This is a genomic window from Thalassotalea fusca (assembly GCF_053485835.1).
In genome coordinates, this window is the sequence record NZ_JBQRUN010000008.1 from 92,814 (window position 1) to 107,594 (window position 14,781).

Genomic DNA, 14,781 nt, shown 5'->3' on the forward strand with positions numbered 1-14,781 from the left:
ACAGCGAATTAAAATGCTATTTCACATTTTAAGAGAATTCAAAATCACATTGTTTTTGAGGCACAGAAATCGAAAAATAATTGTCGAATTCTTTTATAAGTTCATTTGCATTGGAGATAAACGCCAATCTATTTCTGGCTGCCCTTTGTTTTTTAGCCACTTGTTGGCCTTAGAAAAATGCTGGCAACCGAAAAAACCTCGATAAGCAGATAATGGTGAGGGATGCGGCCCGGAAACAACGAGATGTTTATTGTTGTTAATGTCTCGACCTTTTTTTTGAGCATGACTCCCCCAAAGAATAAATACACACCCTTGATTTTGTTCGTTTATTACTTCTATTAAGCGATCAGTAAATGTTTCCCATCCAAGCTTGGCATGTGAATGAGCTTGTCCCTGTTTTACGGTAAGCACTGTATTGAGTAAAAGTACGCCTTGCTTCGCCCAGTCAACTAAACAACCGTGATCGGGGATCTCGAAACCGTCAATATCTTGTTGTAATTCTTTGTATATATTTACCAGCGAAGGCGGCACTTTAACGCCATAAGGTACTGAAAACGCGAGGCCATGCGCCTGCCCTTCACCATGGTAGGGATCTTGACCTAAGATCACCACGCTGACTTGTTCAACATCGGTAAAACTGAGCGCATTAAATACATCTTGTTCTACCGGATAAATGACCTCGTCAGCCCGTCTTTGCTCCGAAATAATGGATTGCATTTGCTGATAGTAAGCTTTGCCAGCTTCCTGTTCGAGTATGTTGCGCCAGTTTGTTGAAGTCATAATTAGGTCATCATCAATAAAAAAGGCAGTATAAAACTGCCTTTAAATAATTCAAGCTTTAGCAACGCTACTTCAACAGGTAATCTCGCAATTGTGCAAAGTCTGGTGCCATGTCTTCAGATAAAATGGTTTCACTTGCACAATCTGCTAATTCTTTTGGCAACCCTATTGGCTGTCCCAACGTGCTTTCTACTACATCTTTAAACTTAGCTGGGTGCGCCGTTCCTAAGAAAACGCCAAACTCATGTTCTTTGGCCAAATAATACAACGCTTTATAGGCCACCGCTGCATGCGGCTCTGAAATATAACCCAACTTAGCCAAATGAATCATCGTCATTTGTGTTTGTTCCTCATCAATGGATACTGACGATACACAATCACTAGGGACAATTCCCGACGTCAACATATGTTCTACGCGTGGCCAGTTGTTAGGGTTACTCACGTCCATTGCATTCGACATCGTTGCAATGGTGTCATTAGGTGCCCACTGCTTTGTTTCCAAGTAGCGAGGTACAGTATCATTGGCATTAGTTGCCGCAATGAAACGTTGAATGGGCAAGCCCATCGCTTTAGCAAATAGGCCTGCGGTTAAATTGCCAAAATTGCCACTTGGCACAGAAAACACTAAATCCTGTAAGGCTGCTTTGCCTTTTTGGCGGTAGAGTTGTGCTACGGCTTCAAAGTAATAACAAATTTGCGCGAGCAAACGACTAATGTTGATAGAGTTAGCGGAATTCAAGCCAATAGTATCTTTGAGTTCCTGATCATCAAATGATGCTTTTACCAATGCCTGACAATCATCAAATGTGCCATCAACCGCCAGTGTTTCGATATTTCCGCCCAACGTCGTAAACATCTTTTCCTGCAACAAGCTGATTTTACCTTTAGGGTACATGATAACCACGCGAATGTTTTCGATACCGTGAAATGCATGTGCAACCGCAGCGCCCGTATCTCCGGAAGTTGCAGTGAGAATAGTAAGCTTTTTATTTTGGTTAAATGTCTGTAGGCATCGCGCCATAAAACGCGCACCAAAATCTTTAAACGCCAACGTTGGTCCATGAAATAGTTCCAATATGGCACGGTTTTCTGAAATAGGCTGAACCTGTGCAGGAAAGTTAAATGCTTCAGTGACAATATCGCTAAGCTGAGCACGAGAAAGATCGCCTTCAACAAACGGGTATAAAATCGTAACGCTACGCTCCACTAGCGGCATAGCTAATAACGCTTCAACATCTTCAAATTGAGGGATCTCTTGTGGAAAGAAAAGCCCCTGACTTCTTCCAAGCCCTTGTTTTACAGCACCGGAAAAACTGACAACTTCACTACTATCTTTTAGATTATAAAAATTCACTACTTACTTCCTATTAATTCTTCTATTGTGCACTAGCTTCGATTAACACTGCACCAGCTGCATCTGCTTTGCATACATGAACAAAGCCATCTCCATGACCCTCAGCATCGCTAACTAAATAATTGTCGGCTAACCAAGCTGCATATTGCTCTGCTTTATCTTGGTTGTCGGTCACGCAAAATAATGTTGGTCCCGAACCAGAGATCCCCACAGCTAAACACTGTTCCGCAGTAAGGTAATCACACGCTTCTTTAAAGCCAGGTAAAAGGTTTTGACGATAAGGTTCTGCGATAACATCTTTCAATACCGAAAATGCTTGCTGTTTATCTTGTCGATGACACGCATCAACAAATGTCGCTAGATTTTGACCAAAGGCAATTACATCGCTTTTAGGATAGGCGTCTGGTAATACCTCTCTTGCCGCTTTGGTAGAGACATTAATACCGGGGTATGCCATCACAAAAAAGCAATCTTCAAAAATAGGCAGTGCTCTGGCTATCACGTTATCATTTGGCACCATTAGCTGTAAGCCACCAAGAAAACAAGGCGCGACATTATCATAATGTAAACTGCCACTAATTTGCGCTTCCATTTCTCCCATCATCCGCAGTAGGGTTTGCTGGTCAAAACTCACATCATAATATTGGCGGTAAAACTCGTTTAGTGCCTTAATTGCGCCAACAACAGAGCAGGCACTAGATCCAAGCCCACTGCCAACAGGCATTTTTTTATCTAGCGTAATTGCTACAGGCACTGTGCGATGCCCTGCGAGTGCTAAATGTCGGTTAAATAGCAATAAACAATCCCAAACGATGTTCTGTTTGTTTTCCTTTGGGAGTTTATCGGCAAATGCACCAGTTACTGTTAACTGATCTAGTTCAGCTTTTTCTACCGATATTACGTCACCGAGAAACGTACCATCGACAGGTTTAACTGCCAGCCCCAACACATCAAAACCGACATTAACATTGCCGATTGATGCTGGGGCAAATACTGAAACACTCATTAATGTTGTTGCTCCCAAGCTAATGTTCTTAATAAATCACCAAATACCCCAGCAGCCGTTACTGCAGCACCAGCCCCATAACCACGCAATACAAATGGTAGTGGCTGATAATAGCGACTATGTATTGCAAGTGCATTCTCGCCATCTTTCACTGCAAACAATGGATGTGACTTGTCTACCGCTTCTATAGATACTTTACATTGGCCATCAACGATTGTGCCTACATACCGCAACACTTTGCCTTGCTCTTTGGCGAGCTCAACGCGCGTTTTAAATTGTTCGTCTAGCTGTTTCAAGTTTTCCATGAACGTGCCAACATCACCACTAGCATCAAATTCCGCAGGTAATACTGATTCAATGTCGATGTCACTTAACTCTAGTTGCATGCCTGACTCGCGCGCCATAATTAATAGTTTACGGGCAACATCCATACCGCTTAAATCATCACGAGGATCTGGTTCAGTGAAACCATTTTCTTTCGCTACTGCCGTTGCGTCAGACAATGACATACCTTCTTCCAATTTGCCAAATATATATGATAAAGACCCTGAAAGAATCCCTTCAAATTGCAATAGTTCATCGCCAGCTTTTATCAAGCCTTGTAATGTATCGATAACAGGTAAACCTGCGCCAACAGTTGTTTCATAGAGAAAACGACGATTGGTTTCACGCATTGCCTTACGCAATGCTTGATAGTACTCCCATGAATCTGTATTGGCCTTTTTGTTTGGAGTCACCACGTGGAAGCCTTCTTCGATAAAATCGATATAACTCATTGCCAACCGTTCATCGGACGTACAATCTACCAACACAGGGTTGATGAGATGGTTATCTCGCACAAACGCTTTTACGTTGGCTGCATTTACTTCAACAGCATTGTGGCCTAATTTTGAACGCCAGTTGTCAAGATCGATACCATTTTCATCAAATACCATACCTTGTGAATTGGCGACGCCGTATACTCGCAACGCTATTTGTTCAGACTTAAGTTTTGGCTGTTGACGTGCAATCTGGTCAATTAGTTCACTCCCTACTACGCCACAACCGACAATAAACACGTCGATCGCTGGTTTGTGTGAGAAGAAGTTTTGATGGCTGACCTTCATCGCGTCTGTGCATTTACGTTGCTCAACCACTACTGAAATACTGCGCTCTGATGAATCTTGTGCAATCGCTACAACATTCACTCTAGCCTGTGCCAAGGAGCTAAAAAATTTCGCCGCAACCCCCTGTTGATGATGCATGCCGTCACCGACCAATGAAACGATTGACAGTTCACTCACTAAATCAACGGGCTCTAATAAGCCATTAAGTAATTCTAATTCAAACTCTTGATTAAGGCTTTGTGCAGCGCATGCAGCATCTGCGGAATGAATACAAAAGCTGATACAGTATTCACTTGACGACTGGCTAATTAGAACGATGGATATATTTTCACGACTCATTGTCGCAAAAACTCGGCTCGCCATGCCCACCATGCCTTTCATGCCAGGGCCTGACACATTGATCATTGTAAGGTTATCAAGGTTTGAAATCGCCTTAACCTGCTTTTTCTGATCATTTTCGTTGGCAATAAGTGTGCCTGGCGCACTTGGATTACCCGTATTCTTGATTAAACAAGGAATGTGAAACTGTGCAATTGGTCCAATTGTCTTTGGGTGCAAAACGCTAGCGCCAAAATACGATAGTTCCATCGCTTCCTGGTAAGACAAGTAATCGAGTAATTTTGCATCTTTGATCATACGCGGGTCGGCATTGTAAACGCCATCAACATCTGTCCAAATTTCACAGCATTCAGCTTCGGCACAAACGGCTAGAACTGCCGCGGAATAGTCTGAACCATTTCGGCCAAGAGTAGTAACCTGACCAGCTTTATTCACGCCAATAAACCCTGGCATTAAGGCAATTTTGGCTAGTTGCGGATAAGCTTTTTGAAAACGTGATTTGCAAACAGTCAATTCGGCCACGGCATTAAGTGAAGAGTCATTAGTTTGCAAGAAGTTCTCCGGTGCAAGCAATGACACATCTTGTTGTTTAGCGGCAAATAAAGCGTTGAGCATAGCTACACTTAAGCGCTCGCCAATACTGATAATGATTGCACGTATATGATCTGGGCAGTAAGTTAGCATGTTGGCACCATGCAAATATCGGCTCAACTGTTCGCGCCAGTGGGCTAATGTAGCAACCACATCGCTTGCCTTAAAGCCCACAACACTTTGCTCAAGGTCTGAGATTATGCTTTCTATGGCTGATGTAAAATGCGCTAAGTCTAGTTGCAATTTGGCTTCATCTGTAATGTTTTCTGCCATTGCAACCAAATGATTAGTCACCCCTTGCGGTGCTGACACCACGACCGCTACCGATGATTCTTCACTCGCTTGACAGACGATATCGGCAACTTGCCTAAATCGATCAGCATTGGCTAATGATGAGCCCCCAAACTTCAATACACGCATTTTTTATTCCCCTAAAAACGAAAAAAGCCCGTGACCTTTTTATGGGTCACGGGCTTTGAAAAATCTGTTTATTTTACACGTCAGCCAGCAACCACCATCCCAATAAGGGTGGTAGTGGTAATAATGGTGATTTGACGAGAAAATGTATTCATGGCTATTAAAATGCCTGATAGAGAAATAGCTGTCAACCGTTTATTTTGCATAAACGCGCTTCGTAGTGAATAACTAAAGAACAAAATTGAATAATCAAACAGGATTTGGAATAACAGGCAATAACCACTTTCATTTGCTATTGCCCTTTATCATAAGTAAAAAGCTGATGTGTTCGCCCTACTTAACTAATTCCTCAATGAGTGAAGGGGCCAAACAAACTTGATTCCTGCCAGCAGCTTTAGCCGTATAAAGTGCGGTATCTGCTTGGCTAATTAAATCTTCGTAACGTGATTGATCATCACGCAAAACAGCAACGCCAACACTGGCTGATAATCTGATTTCATGATGCTGATACTTTATGACTAACTTTTCAATGGCGTTACGGATACGTTCAGCAACATCACTCGCACCAGTAAGATCAGTTTCAGGCAATATCACGGCAAATTCTTCACCGCCATATCGGCCAAATAAATCGCATAACCGTAACAACGACTTGATCGCATTTGCTGTTTCAAGCAACACAGTGTCGCCACATAAATGCCCATAGTTGTCGTTTAATTTTTTGAAGTGGTCTAAATCAAACATCACAAGCGCTAACCCATGCGAGTATCGACGCGCCCTTGAAAACTCTTTTGCTAAACACTCTTCCCAATGTTTGCGATTAAAGATTTGCGTTAATCCATCAATACGATTGGCTTGTGCTAAATCATCAAGTACTTTACCGAGTCGCGTTTGGTAATGACAAACGTCAGTAGCGTCTTCAATCATGATGCAAATATGAGTTGTTTCACCATTTTTTTGTACAGGTAAAAATGTACAATTTTGCGCCATAAAATGGCTGTCTGTAGTGATAGGACGTGTATGGGGTAGCTCAAATAAATGGTGACGCTGCTCCCAAGAACAAAATGACTGAGTGTTTAACTGAACAACACTACTTAACTTTCGCTCAAACCATCGTTGTGGTAATTCAGGAAATACACTAAAGATGCTCTTGCCAATAGCGTCTTTCGGCGACTTGTTGGCATGAATTTCTAAGAAACGATTCCATGTAACGATTTTATATTCTAAGTCAACAATCAACACTCCGGTGTTAATTTGATTGTTGATTATGTTGCAAAATTCGTCGTTTACCATCAGAACTCTTCTAGTATACGGTCTATCACCGTTTTAATATTAACAATGGCAGATTCAGGGATAAGTAATATCATGTCACAATTGAATGAATAATCAGTCACTTGATAGCTTATTTTTACTTTCAATGCCAAATCCCAATTAAATGCTTGCTGCGCCAAATGCTGAGACAATGTCAATTCCGATGCTGAAATGAGTCGCGGTGCGCTATATGACATTTGATTATCAATTTGACTCGCAAACACATTTAAGAATGTCGTTGTAAGTATCGAGCTTAAATCAATAATTTGTTCTTCAGTCGAAATCTCATTTGGCTCATACCCCAGAATATCTGCAAGTTTGTCAGAATCTTCTGGCTGGTACATCAATAAAGCTTCACCGCGAATGCCTTCATAACCAAAAAAGCCTTGGCTGACCACTGCTACTTCACACTCTTCTGAAAACAAAGTATTGGTCAAGGACTCAGAATCTACTTGCTCAATACTGGGCACACGAAGATAAACAAACGTATCCAAATAGCGAGCTAGTTGATCACTCGCTTGCCCCATCGCGACATTAATTATTTCTTGCAAACAATCTTGCTGATCTTCATTAAGATTAAGAGAGTTCATAGAAATCCATTTTGCTGTAACTGACTAGTTAAAACATCTAATTGAACAGGTTTTCTTAGAAAAGCTTTCGCACCTAAGTCGAGCACTTTACTCTGCATTTCGGGCTGAATGTCTGCAGAAATAACAAAAACACTGACATCAATGTTATTTGCTTTAATACCTTCAAGCACTCCGACACCATCTAATATAGGCATAGTTAAATCGAGAAATAAGAGGTCGACGGAGTTGTTTTTGAGAACTTCTAATGCTTCTTCACCATTAGTAGCAAGCTGGGCATTAGAAGATAATGATTCCGGGAGGCTTCTTAAGACTTGCTTACGAGCCAAATTAGAGTCATCGCAAATTAAGACTGACAGACTCATCGTGGGGGTAGTCCTTGCAATTATTATTATTATTGATTGCCTTAATTTACCTTAAATTTACGAAAGTGTTAATGAAAAATCGAACAAATTACACACTTTTTTGTAAAAGTTGCGCTATTTAGGGTTAGCTTGCTGTCAAATTTGCGCAAAATAGCTTATTTGGATTTTTGCCGCTAGCAATCTAGTTTGAATTGCATAACGTATGCCGATGAAAAGTAGCCGATGAAAATTTCACTGTGAAATGAAGAGATAAAATGAAGAGAGGAACAAATAGGTTAAACAAAAGCGTCCTTGCTTCACTTTTGAACATCGCTCGTTGGTATTATTAGATAATGCTAAGTTTAAATTTATATACATACCTATGCACCTAGCAAGATGTTCAACGACACCAACGAAAGCATTGCAGAAAACATATATAATCCCGCAATTTTAAGGCTATCACTGTTAATCTTCATAACTTCCCCCTCACATTATTTGGTAAATCGTCAATAAACAGACACTTACCCTATTCAGATAAGATCAAACAATATTTATGCCAAACATGAAAAATGTTTATTTGCTATTGCTTTAACGTCACCATGCTAGCCAATATTAATAGCAGATGTGATGCTATGTCTGCGGCTGAATCGTTAAATTCAGTATTAATGTGTAATTTGAAAAGGGTGAGACAGGGGCTTAAGTAGGGGTTGTATTGATCAAGACCAGTTTAATGGGGTTCGATGAGTACGAAACCAGTCTTTAGCCTCTTGATAATTGGGGTAATATTCAGCGACTTTTTGCCAAAACTTCTGACTATGATTTAAATAGAACCGATGCGCGAGTTCATGCACTATAACGTAGTCGACTACCCACGCGGGTGTCATCATCAGCAGATAGTTAAAACTCAATACCCCTTGATTGCTGCAACTACCCCAGCGGGCACTGTATTTACGAATCCGGATTTCACGATAGTTTGTTGACATACTCTTGGCAAATGCGTCTACCCTTGAAGGGATATAATCTTCGGCCTTTTTTCGCAGAAATCGTTCGAGTAGCTTTTTGATCTTCTCCTTATCAAGACTCGTTTCATTTGACCGAATAAATACGGTTACTTCTGAAGCTAATTCAATAACATTTGATTTGTTAGCCCGTTGAATACGGAGAGTTTTGAAAATACCGGCAACAAGTATTGAATCACCATCACAGAAATTGCAATACAGATGTGAATTTTGGCTCTGTGACTTAAGGTGTTGCTCTATCCATCGGCGCTTTTTTGCCACCAACGTGGCAATATAGGCGTCACTTATACTGACTGGCGTCCGCACAAAAATCTGCTGGTTGCGTACTTGAATAGCAATGCTCTTACGCCGAGCACTACGAACAATTTGATATTCCATTAAGTGGTAAATTGAATGCGCGAGTTAAGCCGCATCTTCTTTATCAGTTTCTTGCTCTGTACCTGATACTGCCGCTTTTTTCTTTACTGGTTTTTTGACAACTTTTGGCTTTTTAGCTTGTAAAGCGATCAAAACATCTTCCCTATGTTTCGCTAAATAAATACTCAGTTCTTCTCGAGCACTCTCAGTCAACTCAATCGGAGCAGACTCAAACATTTCAGACAAATTGTCCGCCATATCGAGCATTTTATCGTATTCATCTGCGGCTTTCTTGTCCATAAATGTTTCAACCTCCACACCATGTCTAATTACGACAAATCGACTTTCAACTGCCATGCTTTTCCCTTACTAAATTTCACCAGGATCAATGCTCAGCGCAAACACCAGAGCTGTATACAAATACAGTATGATACTGCATTTAGTAAATAGTGCAAGTGTTGTGTGTAAAATTCGTACGGACTGCCATGTTGGCCATGCGTTCAAAGCCACATATCTAGCAAAAAATCATGTCAAAATATTTCTATTTTGCGCTAGATGTAAAAGCTCGTAACGGCCTTAATTTTCCCTTTCTCAGATTTACTAGTTTATTCAAGCACTCCCTGAATTTATAAGCAAACTAGGCATACATTAATGTTTACATTCAGCTGAATTTTTGATGTCACTTTTTCGCAGGAATGATCCACTATTACACTAGGACTCACGTAAGAAAACGCAGCATCTACTGCTAAGGTATCGACCATGAAAACTAAATTGACTTCTCTTATTATTGCGTCTGCATTTTTAGCTGGTGCTAGCTTCAATACATCAGCCGCAATGGATCCCTACTTAGAAAAATCTTTGATTGACGTCTGTAAAGCAGTCAAATCAAACAAACTAATAAAATATTCAACCACAATGCGTTCTTATAGGTTTAGGGATAAAATGATAGTGGATCGTCTTATGTGTAATGGCGATAACGTGATCGCTTTCGCAGAGAAACATAATGCTTTTAAAACAGCCGCAAGATTAAAACGCCGTGTTGGTAAAGTAACCATTACAGATATTGCCGCTTTAGACAAATGGTCTGTAAATTTCTAGATATACAAGATCAATTGATTCGAGCCAATCAAATACAATAATCGTATTTGATTGGCGTTACAACCAAGACGCAAGTGCTTGAGCAAACGCCGATGGATGTTCCAACGGCAGCATATGTCCGCATTGAGCCACTGTGAGCACTTGATGCACTTGATAACACTCAACGCTTTCAACCAACTCCCTGCGATTAACCAGCGGATCGTCATTTCCTAGCAAAAAAGTCAAATCAATCGTTTTCTGGCAGACTGCTTCTAAAATGTTTGACCGCTCAGTAGAAACCGACAACTGATGTTTAAAAACTTTAGCGCCTAATGCTTTATCCATAGCTTTCATACAATCAATAATAGACTGTTCTTCTGCGCAATCTGAATGGAGTTGCCCCGCAATGCGCTTAGACGTTACCCCACGATATTCATTTTCTTCCATCCAATCGAGCACATTACGCCGTATCTCTATTTCTTTAACGGGTAAAGCTTTAAGGGAGTTAGAAACTATCATCAATTTTTCAATGGCATCTGCAAATTGTAACGCCAGCATCCCGGCGATATAACCACCTAATGAAAAGCCAACAACATAACCTGGAGCATGGTTAAGCTGAGCGCCTAGCCTATCGATAACCTCTGCTAGCGATCCTTTATCTGGAATGGGCAAATGAATGAAGTCATATTCTCGGTAAATTTGGTTATCAAGTAACCCCCACGATTGTGTCCATAGCTGTTTCGTACACATGGTGCCAGGAATAAAATAGACCCTTTTTTTCATATTACTCATATGATTGTTAGCACATATGTGGCCCAAACATCTCGACATTGACCTGAGAGCCAGCTTCAATCCGCCCCTGCTCAGCTTCAATTACTATATAACACTCGCCATACGCCAAACTCGTCATGATTCCAGAACCTTGACTACCGGTCGCAGTGACTAGGAGATCGCCAGTTTCATTTTTGTGTAGTGTAGCGCGTTGATACTCCTTTCGCCCTTTCCCTCGCTTGATGTCGTGTGTTGTAATCGCTGACAGTAGCAAAGGCTCAGCCTTATTTTGCCCTTGCAACTTCTGCAACGCTGGCAAAACAATTTTGTCGGTAGTGACTAGCGCAGACACAGGGTTACCAGGCAAACCGAAGAAATAACTATTCGTCAGCTGACCACAAGAGAACGGCTTACCAGGTTTAATAGCTACCTTCCAGAAAGCAATATTACCTATTTTATCTAAAACGGCTTTGGTGTAATCAGCATCCCCTACAGAGACACCGCCAGAGGAAACAACAATATCGGCCTTGGCATCTGCTTCAACAAATGCTCGTTCTATCGCATCAGGATCATCTGGAATAATGCCAAAATCAAACACCTCACACTGGCATTGCTTAAAATAAGCAATTAACGCATAGCTATTACTCTCATAAATGGCACCTTCTGCAAGCGCTTCTCCCACTGGCGTAAGCTCATCTCCGGTTGAGATTACAGCGACTCTAACACGACGAATAACGTTAACTTCGGCTATCCCTAATGAAGCCAATACACCAATATCAGCGGCTTTAAGCTGACGGCCTTGAGTAAAGACAACTTGTCCATGTGAAATATCTTCGCCAGCCAGGCGTACATTGCTGCCATTTTTTGTAGGAAGCTCCAACGAAATCATCTGGCCATTTGCCTGACACTTTTCTTGCATTTGCACGGTGTCGCAATCTGCTGGCATTTTCGCCCCAGTCATAATTCTTATGCACTGCCCGTGCTGTACAACCCCATCAAATGGTTGACCTGCAAGTGACGTGCCTACCATTTCAAGTGGCTGATCAGCTGTTAACGAATCAAATGCAAACGCATAACCGTCCATCGCTGAATTATGGTAAGGCGGCACATTGACTTGACTTACAACGTCTGTGGCCAGCGTTCTACCTAAGGCATTAGCAATTGACACATTTTCAACATCAGATAGCGGTTTAATAATACTTAGTAGCTGCTCTACAGCAACTTCGTGGGGCATCAAACTCCCGTAGGAACAACAATCACTCATATGCTTTATTACTTAATCCAAGAACGAATAATATTATTGGCTAAAGCATACGCCGATTACAGGGCAATTCCTACGTTTAGTGATCTAAATCAACTAATTCGCAATTGGTCAGCAAAGCATTCGCTTTTACTATGAAATTTAGGTATAAAAACCCTACGCTGTAGTGTCTTGTTGCTTTATTACTTGATTTATGAAGCACAGTCTACTATGTAAAGATAATGACGCCGAGCTTCTGTCGCTAAACTGATTGTCAGCATGTGGCTTTAGCCGCAACAATAACTTTAATTAGGGGTTGTTGAGCTTTGAGGTACAAAAATGTACAGCAAAGTTCAACAACCGCTAACGTGTTGCCAGGGTTATAGGTGGAAACGCCTTAGCCTCCCGATATTTGGAAAGGTGAGATGTTAACTGACAATTTTGGTCGCAGGTTTTATTACCTCCGGCTTTCGATTACTGATGTTTGTAACTTCAAGTGTAATTACTGTTTGCCTGACGGCTATCAGTGCACTAATGACCGCGAGTTTCTTTCTCTTGATGAAATTAAGTGTTTAGCAAGCTCATTTGCAGGATTAGGCACAGAAAAGATTCGCATCACCGGTGGCGAACCGTCACTGCGCAAAGACTTACCGGAAATTATTTCAGCTTGTAAGCAAACCACTGGCATCAAGACAGTTGCGCTTACAAGCAATGGTTACAAGTTGCCGTACCACTTGCCACATTGGATTGATGCAGGTTTAGATGCCTTAAATATTAGCATTGACAGTCTAGATGCACGCCAATTTCACGCCATTACAGGCCAAGATAAGCTGGCCACAATTATGAAGGGCATTGACTTAGCGTTACGTAATGATTTTACGCGTATCAAAGTTAATACCGTTTTGCTTAAGCAACACAACAGCAATCAAATTGACCAGTTTATTGATTGGATAAAAGACACACCAATTACGCTTCGCTTTATCGAACTGATGGAGACAGGGGACAATGCTATATTTTTTGACCAGCAGCATGTGTCAGGCCAAAGTATCAAAGCAAAGTTACTCAATGAAGGCTGGCTACCGTGTATTAGAGATCGCGCTTCAGGGCCGGCTCAAGAATTTTATCACCCCAACTACGCTGGTAAAATCGGTTTGATCATGCCGTACGACAAGAATTTTTGCCAAACATGTAATCGCTTACGCGTGAGTTCACTGGGCAAACTTCATCTTTGTTTGTTTTCCGAAAATGGCATTTCATTGAAAGAAGCTTTAGCGTCTAATGACCCCCTACAAGTTCAAGCTGCTATTACCGAGCTTATGTCCAACAAAAAAGCAACTCACTTCCTACAACAGCGTATGACTGGCGCAACATCGAATTTGTCGATGCTAGGAGGTTAGTAACATGGCAGATTGTTTAGGCGTCGTCCTTGCTGGCGGATTATCCAGTCGCATGGGAACCAATAAAGCCAACTTACAACTTGGTAAGCAAACTCTGCTTGAACGTGCTTCAGCGCTTTTGCATGACTGTGGGTTGGGCAAAGTTGTCATCAGTAGCAAAGATCAAGTAAGCGATCTTTATGATCATCAAGGCCCTGTTGGCGGAATATACAGCGTATTCAAACAGTGTCGCCCTCATTCCATGCTTATCGTGCCTGTCGATTTACCTTTATTAACAGCAACAGATATCGGCCAACTAAAAACGATTGGTGAGCTAAGCAATAAAGCAGTTTGTTTCCAAGGTCATAGTTTGCCTTTGTACCTACCAATTAACGGATTTGTTGAAAACTTTTTTGCCAAACAGAGTCTATTTTCGCAAGAGAAAGGCCCGTCAATTAGAATGATGTTAGGGCAAATTCCCAGTCAAGCGATTGAAATTACGCAGCCTAAATCGCTAACTAATGTCAATACGCCATCTCAGTGGCAACAAATTCAAACGCATTTTAACGACAAGAGGATTTAACGCATGTCGATGCCAATTTCAGACTTTAAACCGCTTTCAATCGCAGTATTAACAGTTTCTGATACTCGAGACGAATCTACTGACACATCGGGACAATTACTGATAGACGAACTTACTACGGCAGGCCATCATTTGTATGAAAGGAAACTTGTCATCGATGATGTTTACCAAATTAGAGCGGTCACTTCGCAATGGATTGCTGACCCTGCCGTTAATGTCATCATTTCAACTGGCGGAACGGGTTTCACTGCCAGAGATAATACACCAGAAGCTATGTCCCCACTGTTTGATAAAGCGATAGAAGGCTTTGGTGAAGTATTTCGCACAGTATCGCTCGATGAAATAGGCACATCGACGATGCAATCACGTGCATTAGCAGGCATGGCTAATAAAACTGTTATTTTCTGTGTGCCTGGCTCAACAAATGCCTGTCGTACGGCGTGGCAAAAAGTAATTCAAGAGCAACTAGACGCTAGTCATCGCCCATGTAACTTTGTTCCACATTTAAACTTGGCTAAGGGTTAGT

The 14,781-nt window shown here is 41.5% G+C and carries 15 protein-coding genes and 1 riboswitch; of the genes, 4 read left to right on the forward strand and 11 right to left on the reverse strand.

The features are described 5' to 3' along the window. Positions 1-93: 93 nt before the first annotated feature. The 9 genes from ung to ACSLUK_RS11730 all read right to left on the reverse strand — a co-directional run bounded on the left by ung (position 94) and on the right by ACSLUK_RS11730 (position 9,565). A complete protein-coding gene (ung, locus tag ACSLUK_RS11690; RefSeq protein WP_448548833.1) occupies positions 94-780 on the reverse strand; it encodes a uracil-DNA glycosylase in 687 nt (228 codons plus the stop codon). Positions 781-847: 67 nt separating this feature from the next. Continuing rightward, a complete protein-coding gene (gene thrC, locus ACSLUK_RS11695; protein ID WP_448548834.1) occupies positions 848-2,134 on the reverse strand; it encodes a threonine synthase in 1,287 nt (428 codons plus the stop codon). Between the two features lie 22 nt (positions 2,135-2,156). Continuing rightward, the gene (thrB, locus tag ACSLUK_RS11700) at positions 2,157-3,140 is read right to left on the reverse strand and encodes a homoserine kinase (RefSeq protein WP_448548835.1); all 984 of its coding nucleotides are present in this window, start codon (positions 3,138-3,140) and stop codon (positions 2,157-2,159) included. Further along, positions 3,140-5,596, reverse strand: coding sequence for a bifunctional aspartate kinase/homoserine dehydrogenase I (gene thrA / locus ACSLUK_RS11705; RefSeq protein ID WP_448548836.1), 2,457 nt, complete (start codon positions 5,594-5,596; stop codon positions 3,140-3,142). Before thrA ends, thrB begins: the two co-directional genes overlap by 1 nt. Before the next feature lie 330 nt (positions 5,597-5,926). Further along, positions 5,927-6,883: a GGDEF domain-containing protein gene (locus ACSLUK_RS11710; RefSeq protein WP_448548837.1), complete on the reverse strand. Its 957-nt coding sequence runs from the start codon at positions 6,881-6,883 to the stop codon at positions 5,927-5,929. Beyond that, positions 6,883-7,491, reverse strand: a complete 609-nt coding sequence (locus ACSLUK_RS11715) for a chemotaxis protein (protein ID WP_448548838.1) — start codon at positions 7,489-7,491, stop codon at positions 6,883-6,885. The genes ACSLUK_RS11710 and ACSLUK_RS11715 overlap by 1 nt, the downstream gene beginning before the upstream one ends. Further along, a complete protein-coding gene (locus ACSLUK_RS11720; protein ID WP_448548839.1) occupies positions 7,488-7,853 on the reverse strand; it encodes a response regulator in 366 nt (121 codons plus the stop codon). The genes ACSLUK_RS11715 and ACSLUK_RS11720 overlap by 4 nt, the downstream gene beginning before the upstream one ends. Positions 7,854-8,548: 695 nt before the next feature. Beyond that, positions 8,549-9,229, reverse strand: a complete 681-nt coding sequence (locus ACSLUK_RS11725; protein WP_448548840.1) for a M48 family metallopeptidase — start codon at positions 9,227-9,229, stop codon at positions 8,549-8,551. 24 nt (positions 9,230-9,253) lie between these two features. Then, positions 9,254-9,565 carry a YebG family protein gene (locus tag ACSLUK_RS11730; RefSeq protein ID WP_448548841.1) on the reverse strand — a complete coding sequence of 104 codons (312 nt, stop codon included), beginning with the start codon at positions 9,563-9,565 and terminating at the stop codon, positions 9,254-9,256. A 402-nt stretch (positions 9,566-9,967) separates the two neighbouring features. Here ACSLUK_RS11730 and ACSLUK_RS11735 point away from each other — a divergent pair, with 402 nt between their 5' ends. Then, a complete protein-coding gene (locus ACSLUK_RS11735; protein ID WP_448548842.1) occupies positions 9,968-10,306 on the forward strand; it encodes a DUF3718 domain-containing protein in 339 nt (112 codons plus the stop codon). Between the two features lie 57 nt (positions 10,307-10,363). Here ACSLUK_RS11735 and ACSLUK_RS11740 read toward each other — a convergent pair whose 3' ends face one another. Together ACSLUK_RS11740 and moeA are read right to left on the reverse strand one after the other, a co-directional pair. Beyond that, entirely contained in the window at positions 10,364-11,068 is a 705-nt protein-coding gene (locus tag ACSLUK_RS11740) for an alpha/beta fold hydrolase (protein ID WP_448548843.1), read from the reverse strand. Positions 11,069-11,084: 16 nt separating this feature from the next. Further along, entirely contained in the window at positions 11,085-12,290 is a 1,206-nt protein-coding gene (gene moeA, locus ACSLUK_RS11745; protein ID WP_448548844.1) for a molybdopterin molybdotransferase MoeA, read from the reverse strand. 240 nt (positions 12,291-12,530) lie between these two features. Beyond that, a riboswitch (molybdenum cofactor riboswitch) is annotated at positions 12,531-12,735 on the forward strand. Here moeA and moaA point away from each other — a divergent pair. The 3 genes from moaA (at position 12,722) to moaB (ending at position 14,780) form a co-directional block, all read left to right on the forward strand. Next, positions 12,722-13,693: a GTP 3',8-cyclase MoaA gene (gene moaA, locus ACSLUK_RS11750; protein WP_448548845.1), complete on the forward strand. Its 972-nt coding sequence runs from the start codon at positions 12,722-12,724 to the stop codon at positions 13,691-13,693. It overlaps the preceding riboswitch by 14 nt. 4 nt (positions 13,694-13,697) lie before the next feature. Continuing rightward, positions 13,698-14,255: a molybdenum cofactor guanylyltransferase gene (mobA, locus tag ACSLUK_RS11755; RefSeq protein WP_448548846.1), complete on the forward strand. Its 558-nt coding sequence runs from the start codon at positions 13,698-13,700 to the stop codon at positions 14,253-14,255. Positions 14,256-14,258: 3 nt separating this feature from the next. After that, positions 14,259-14,780 (forward strand): molybdenum cofactor biosynthesis protein B, encoded by a 522-nt coding sequence (moaB, locus tag ACSLUK_RS11760; RefSeq protein WP_448548847.1) that lies wholly within the window; start codon positions 14,259-14,261, stop codon positions 14,778-14,780. The last annotated feature ends 1 nt before the right edge of the window (position 14,781 follow it).

Excerpts from the sequence above, each read along its gene's own strand:
- ung (WP_448548833.1), bottom strand. The coding sequence starts at position 780 with ATGACTTCAACAAACTGGCGCAACATACTCGAACAGGAAGCTGGCAAA.
- thrB (WP_448548835.1), bottom strand. The coding sequence starts at position 3,140 with ATGAGTGTTTCAGTATTTGCCCCAGCATCAATCGGCAATGTTAATGTC.
- thrA (WP_448548836.1), bottom strand. The coding sequence starts at position 5,596 with ATGCGTGTATTGAAGTTTGGGGGCTCATCATTAGCCAATGCTGATCGA.
- ACSLUK_RS11710 (WP_448548837.1), bottom strand. The coding sequence starts at position 6,883 with ATGGTAAACGACGAATTTTGCAACATAATCAACAATCAAATTAACACC.
- ACSLUK_RS11715 (WP_448548838.1), bottom strand. The coding sequence starts at position 7,491 with ATGAACTCTCTTAATCTTAATGAAGATCAGCAAGATTGTTTGCAAGAA.
- ACSLUK_RS11720 (WP_448548839.1), bottom strand. The coding sequence starts at position 7,853 with ATGAGTCTGTCAGTCTTAATTTGCGATGACTCTAATTTGGCTCGTAAG.
- ACSLUK_RS11725 (WP_448548840.1), bottom strand. The coding sequence starts at position 9,229 with ATGGAATATCAAATTGTTCGTAGTGCTCGGCGTAAGAGCATTGCTATT.
- ACSLUK_RS11730 (WP_448548841.1), bottom strand. The coding sequence starts at position 9,565 with ATGGCAGTTGAAAGTCGATTTGTCGTAATTAGACATGGTGTGGAGGTT.
- ACSLUK_RS11735 (WP_448548842.1), top strand. The coding sequence starts at position 9,968 with ATGAAAACTAAATTGACTTCTCTTATTATTGCGTCTGCATTTTTAGCT.
- ACSLUK_RS11740 (WP_448548843.1), bottom strand. The coding sequence starts at position 11,068 with ATGAAAAAAAGGGTCTATTTTATTCCTGGCACCATGTGTACGAAACAG.
- moeA (WP_448548844.1), bottom strand. The coding sequence starts at position 12,290 with ATGCCCCACGAAGTTGCTGTAGAGCAGCTACTAAGTATTATTAAACCG.
- moaA (WP_448548845.1), top strand. The coding sequence starts at position 12,722 with ATGTTAACTGACAATTTTGGTCGCAGGTTTTATTACCTCCGGCTTTCG.
- mobA (WP_448548846.1), top strand. The coding sequence starts at position 13,698 with ATGGCAGATTGTTTAGGCGTCGTCCTTGCTGGCGGATTATCCAGTCGC.
- moaB (WP_448548847.1), top strand. The coding sequence starts at position 14,259 with ATGTCGATGCCAATTTCAGACTTTAAACCGCTTTCAATCGCAGTATTA.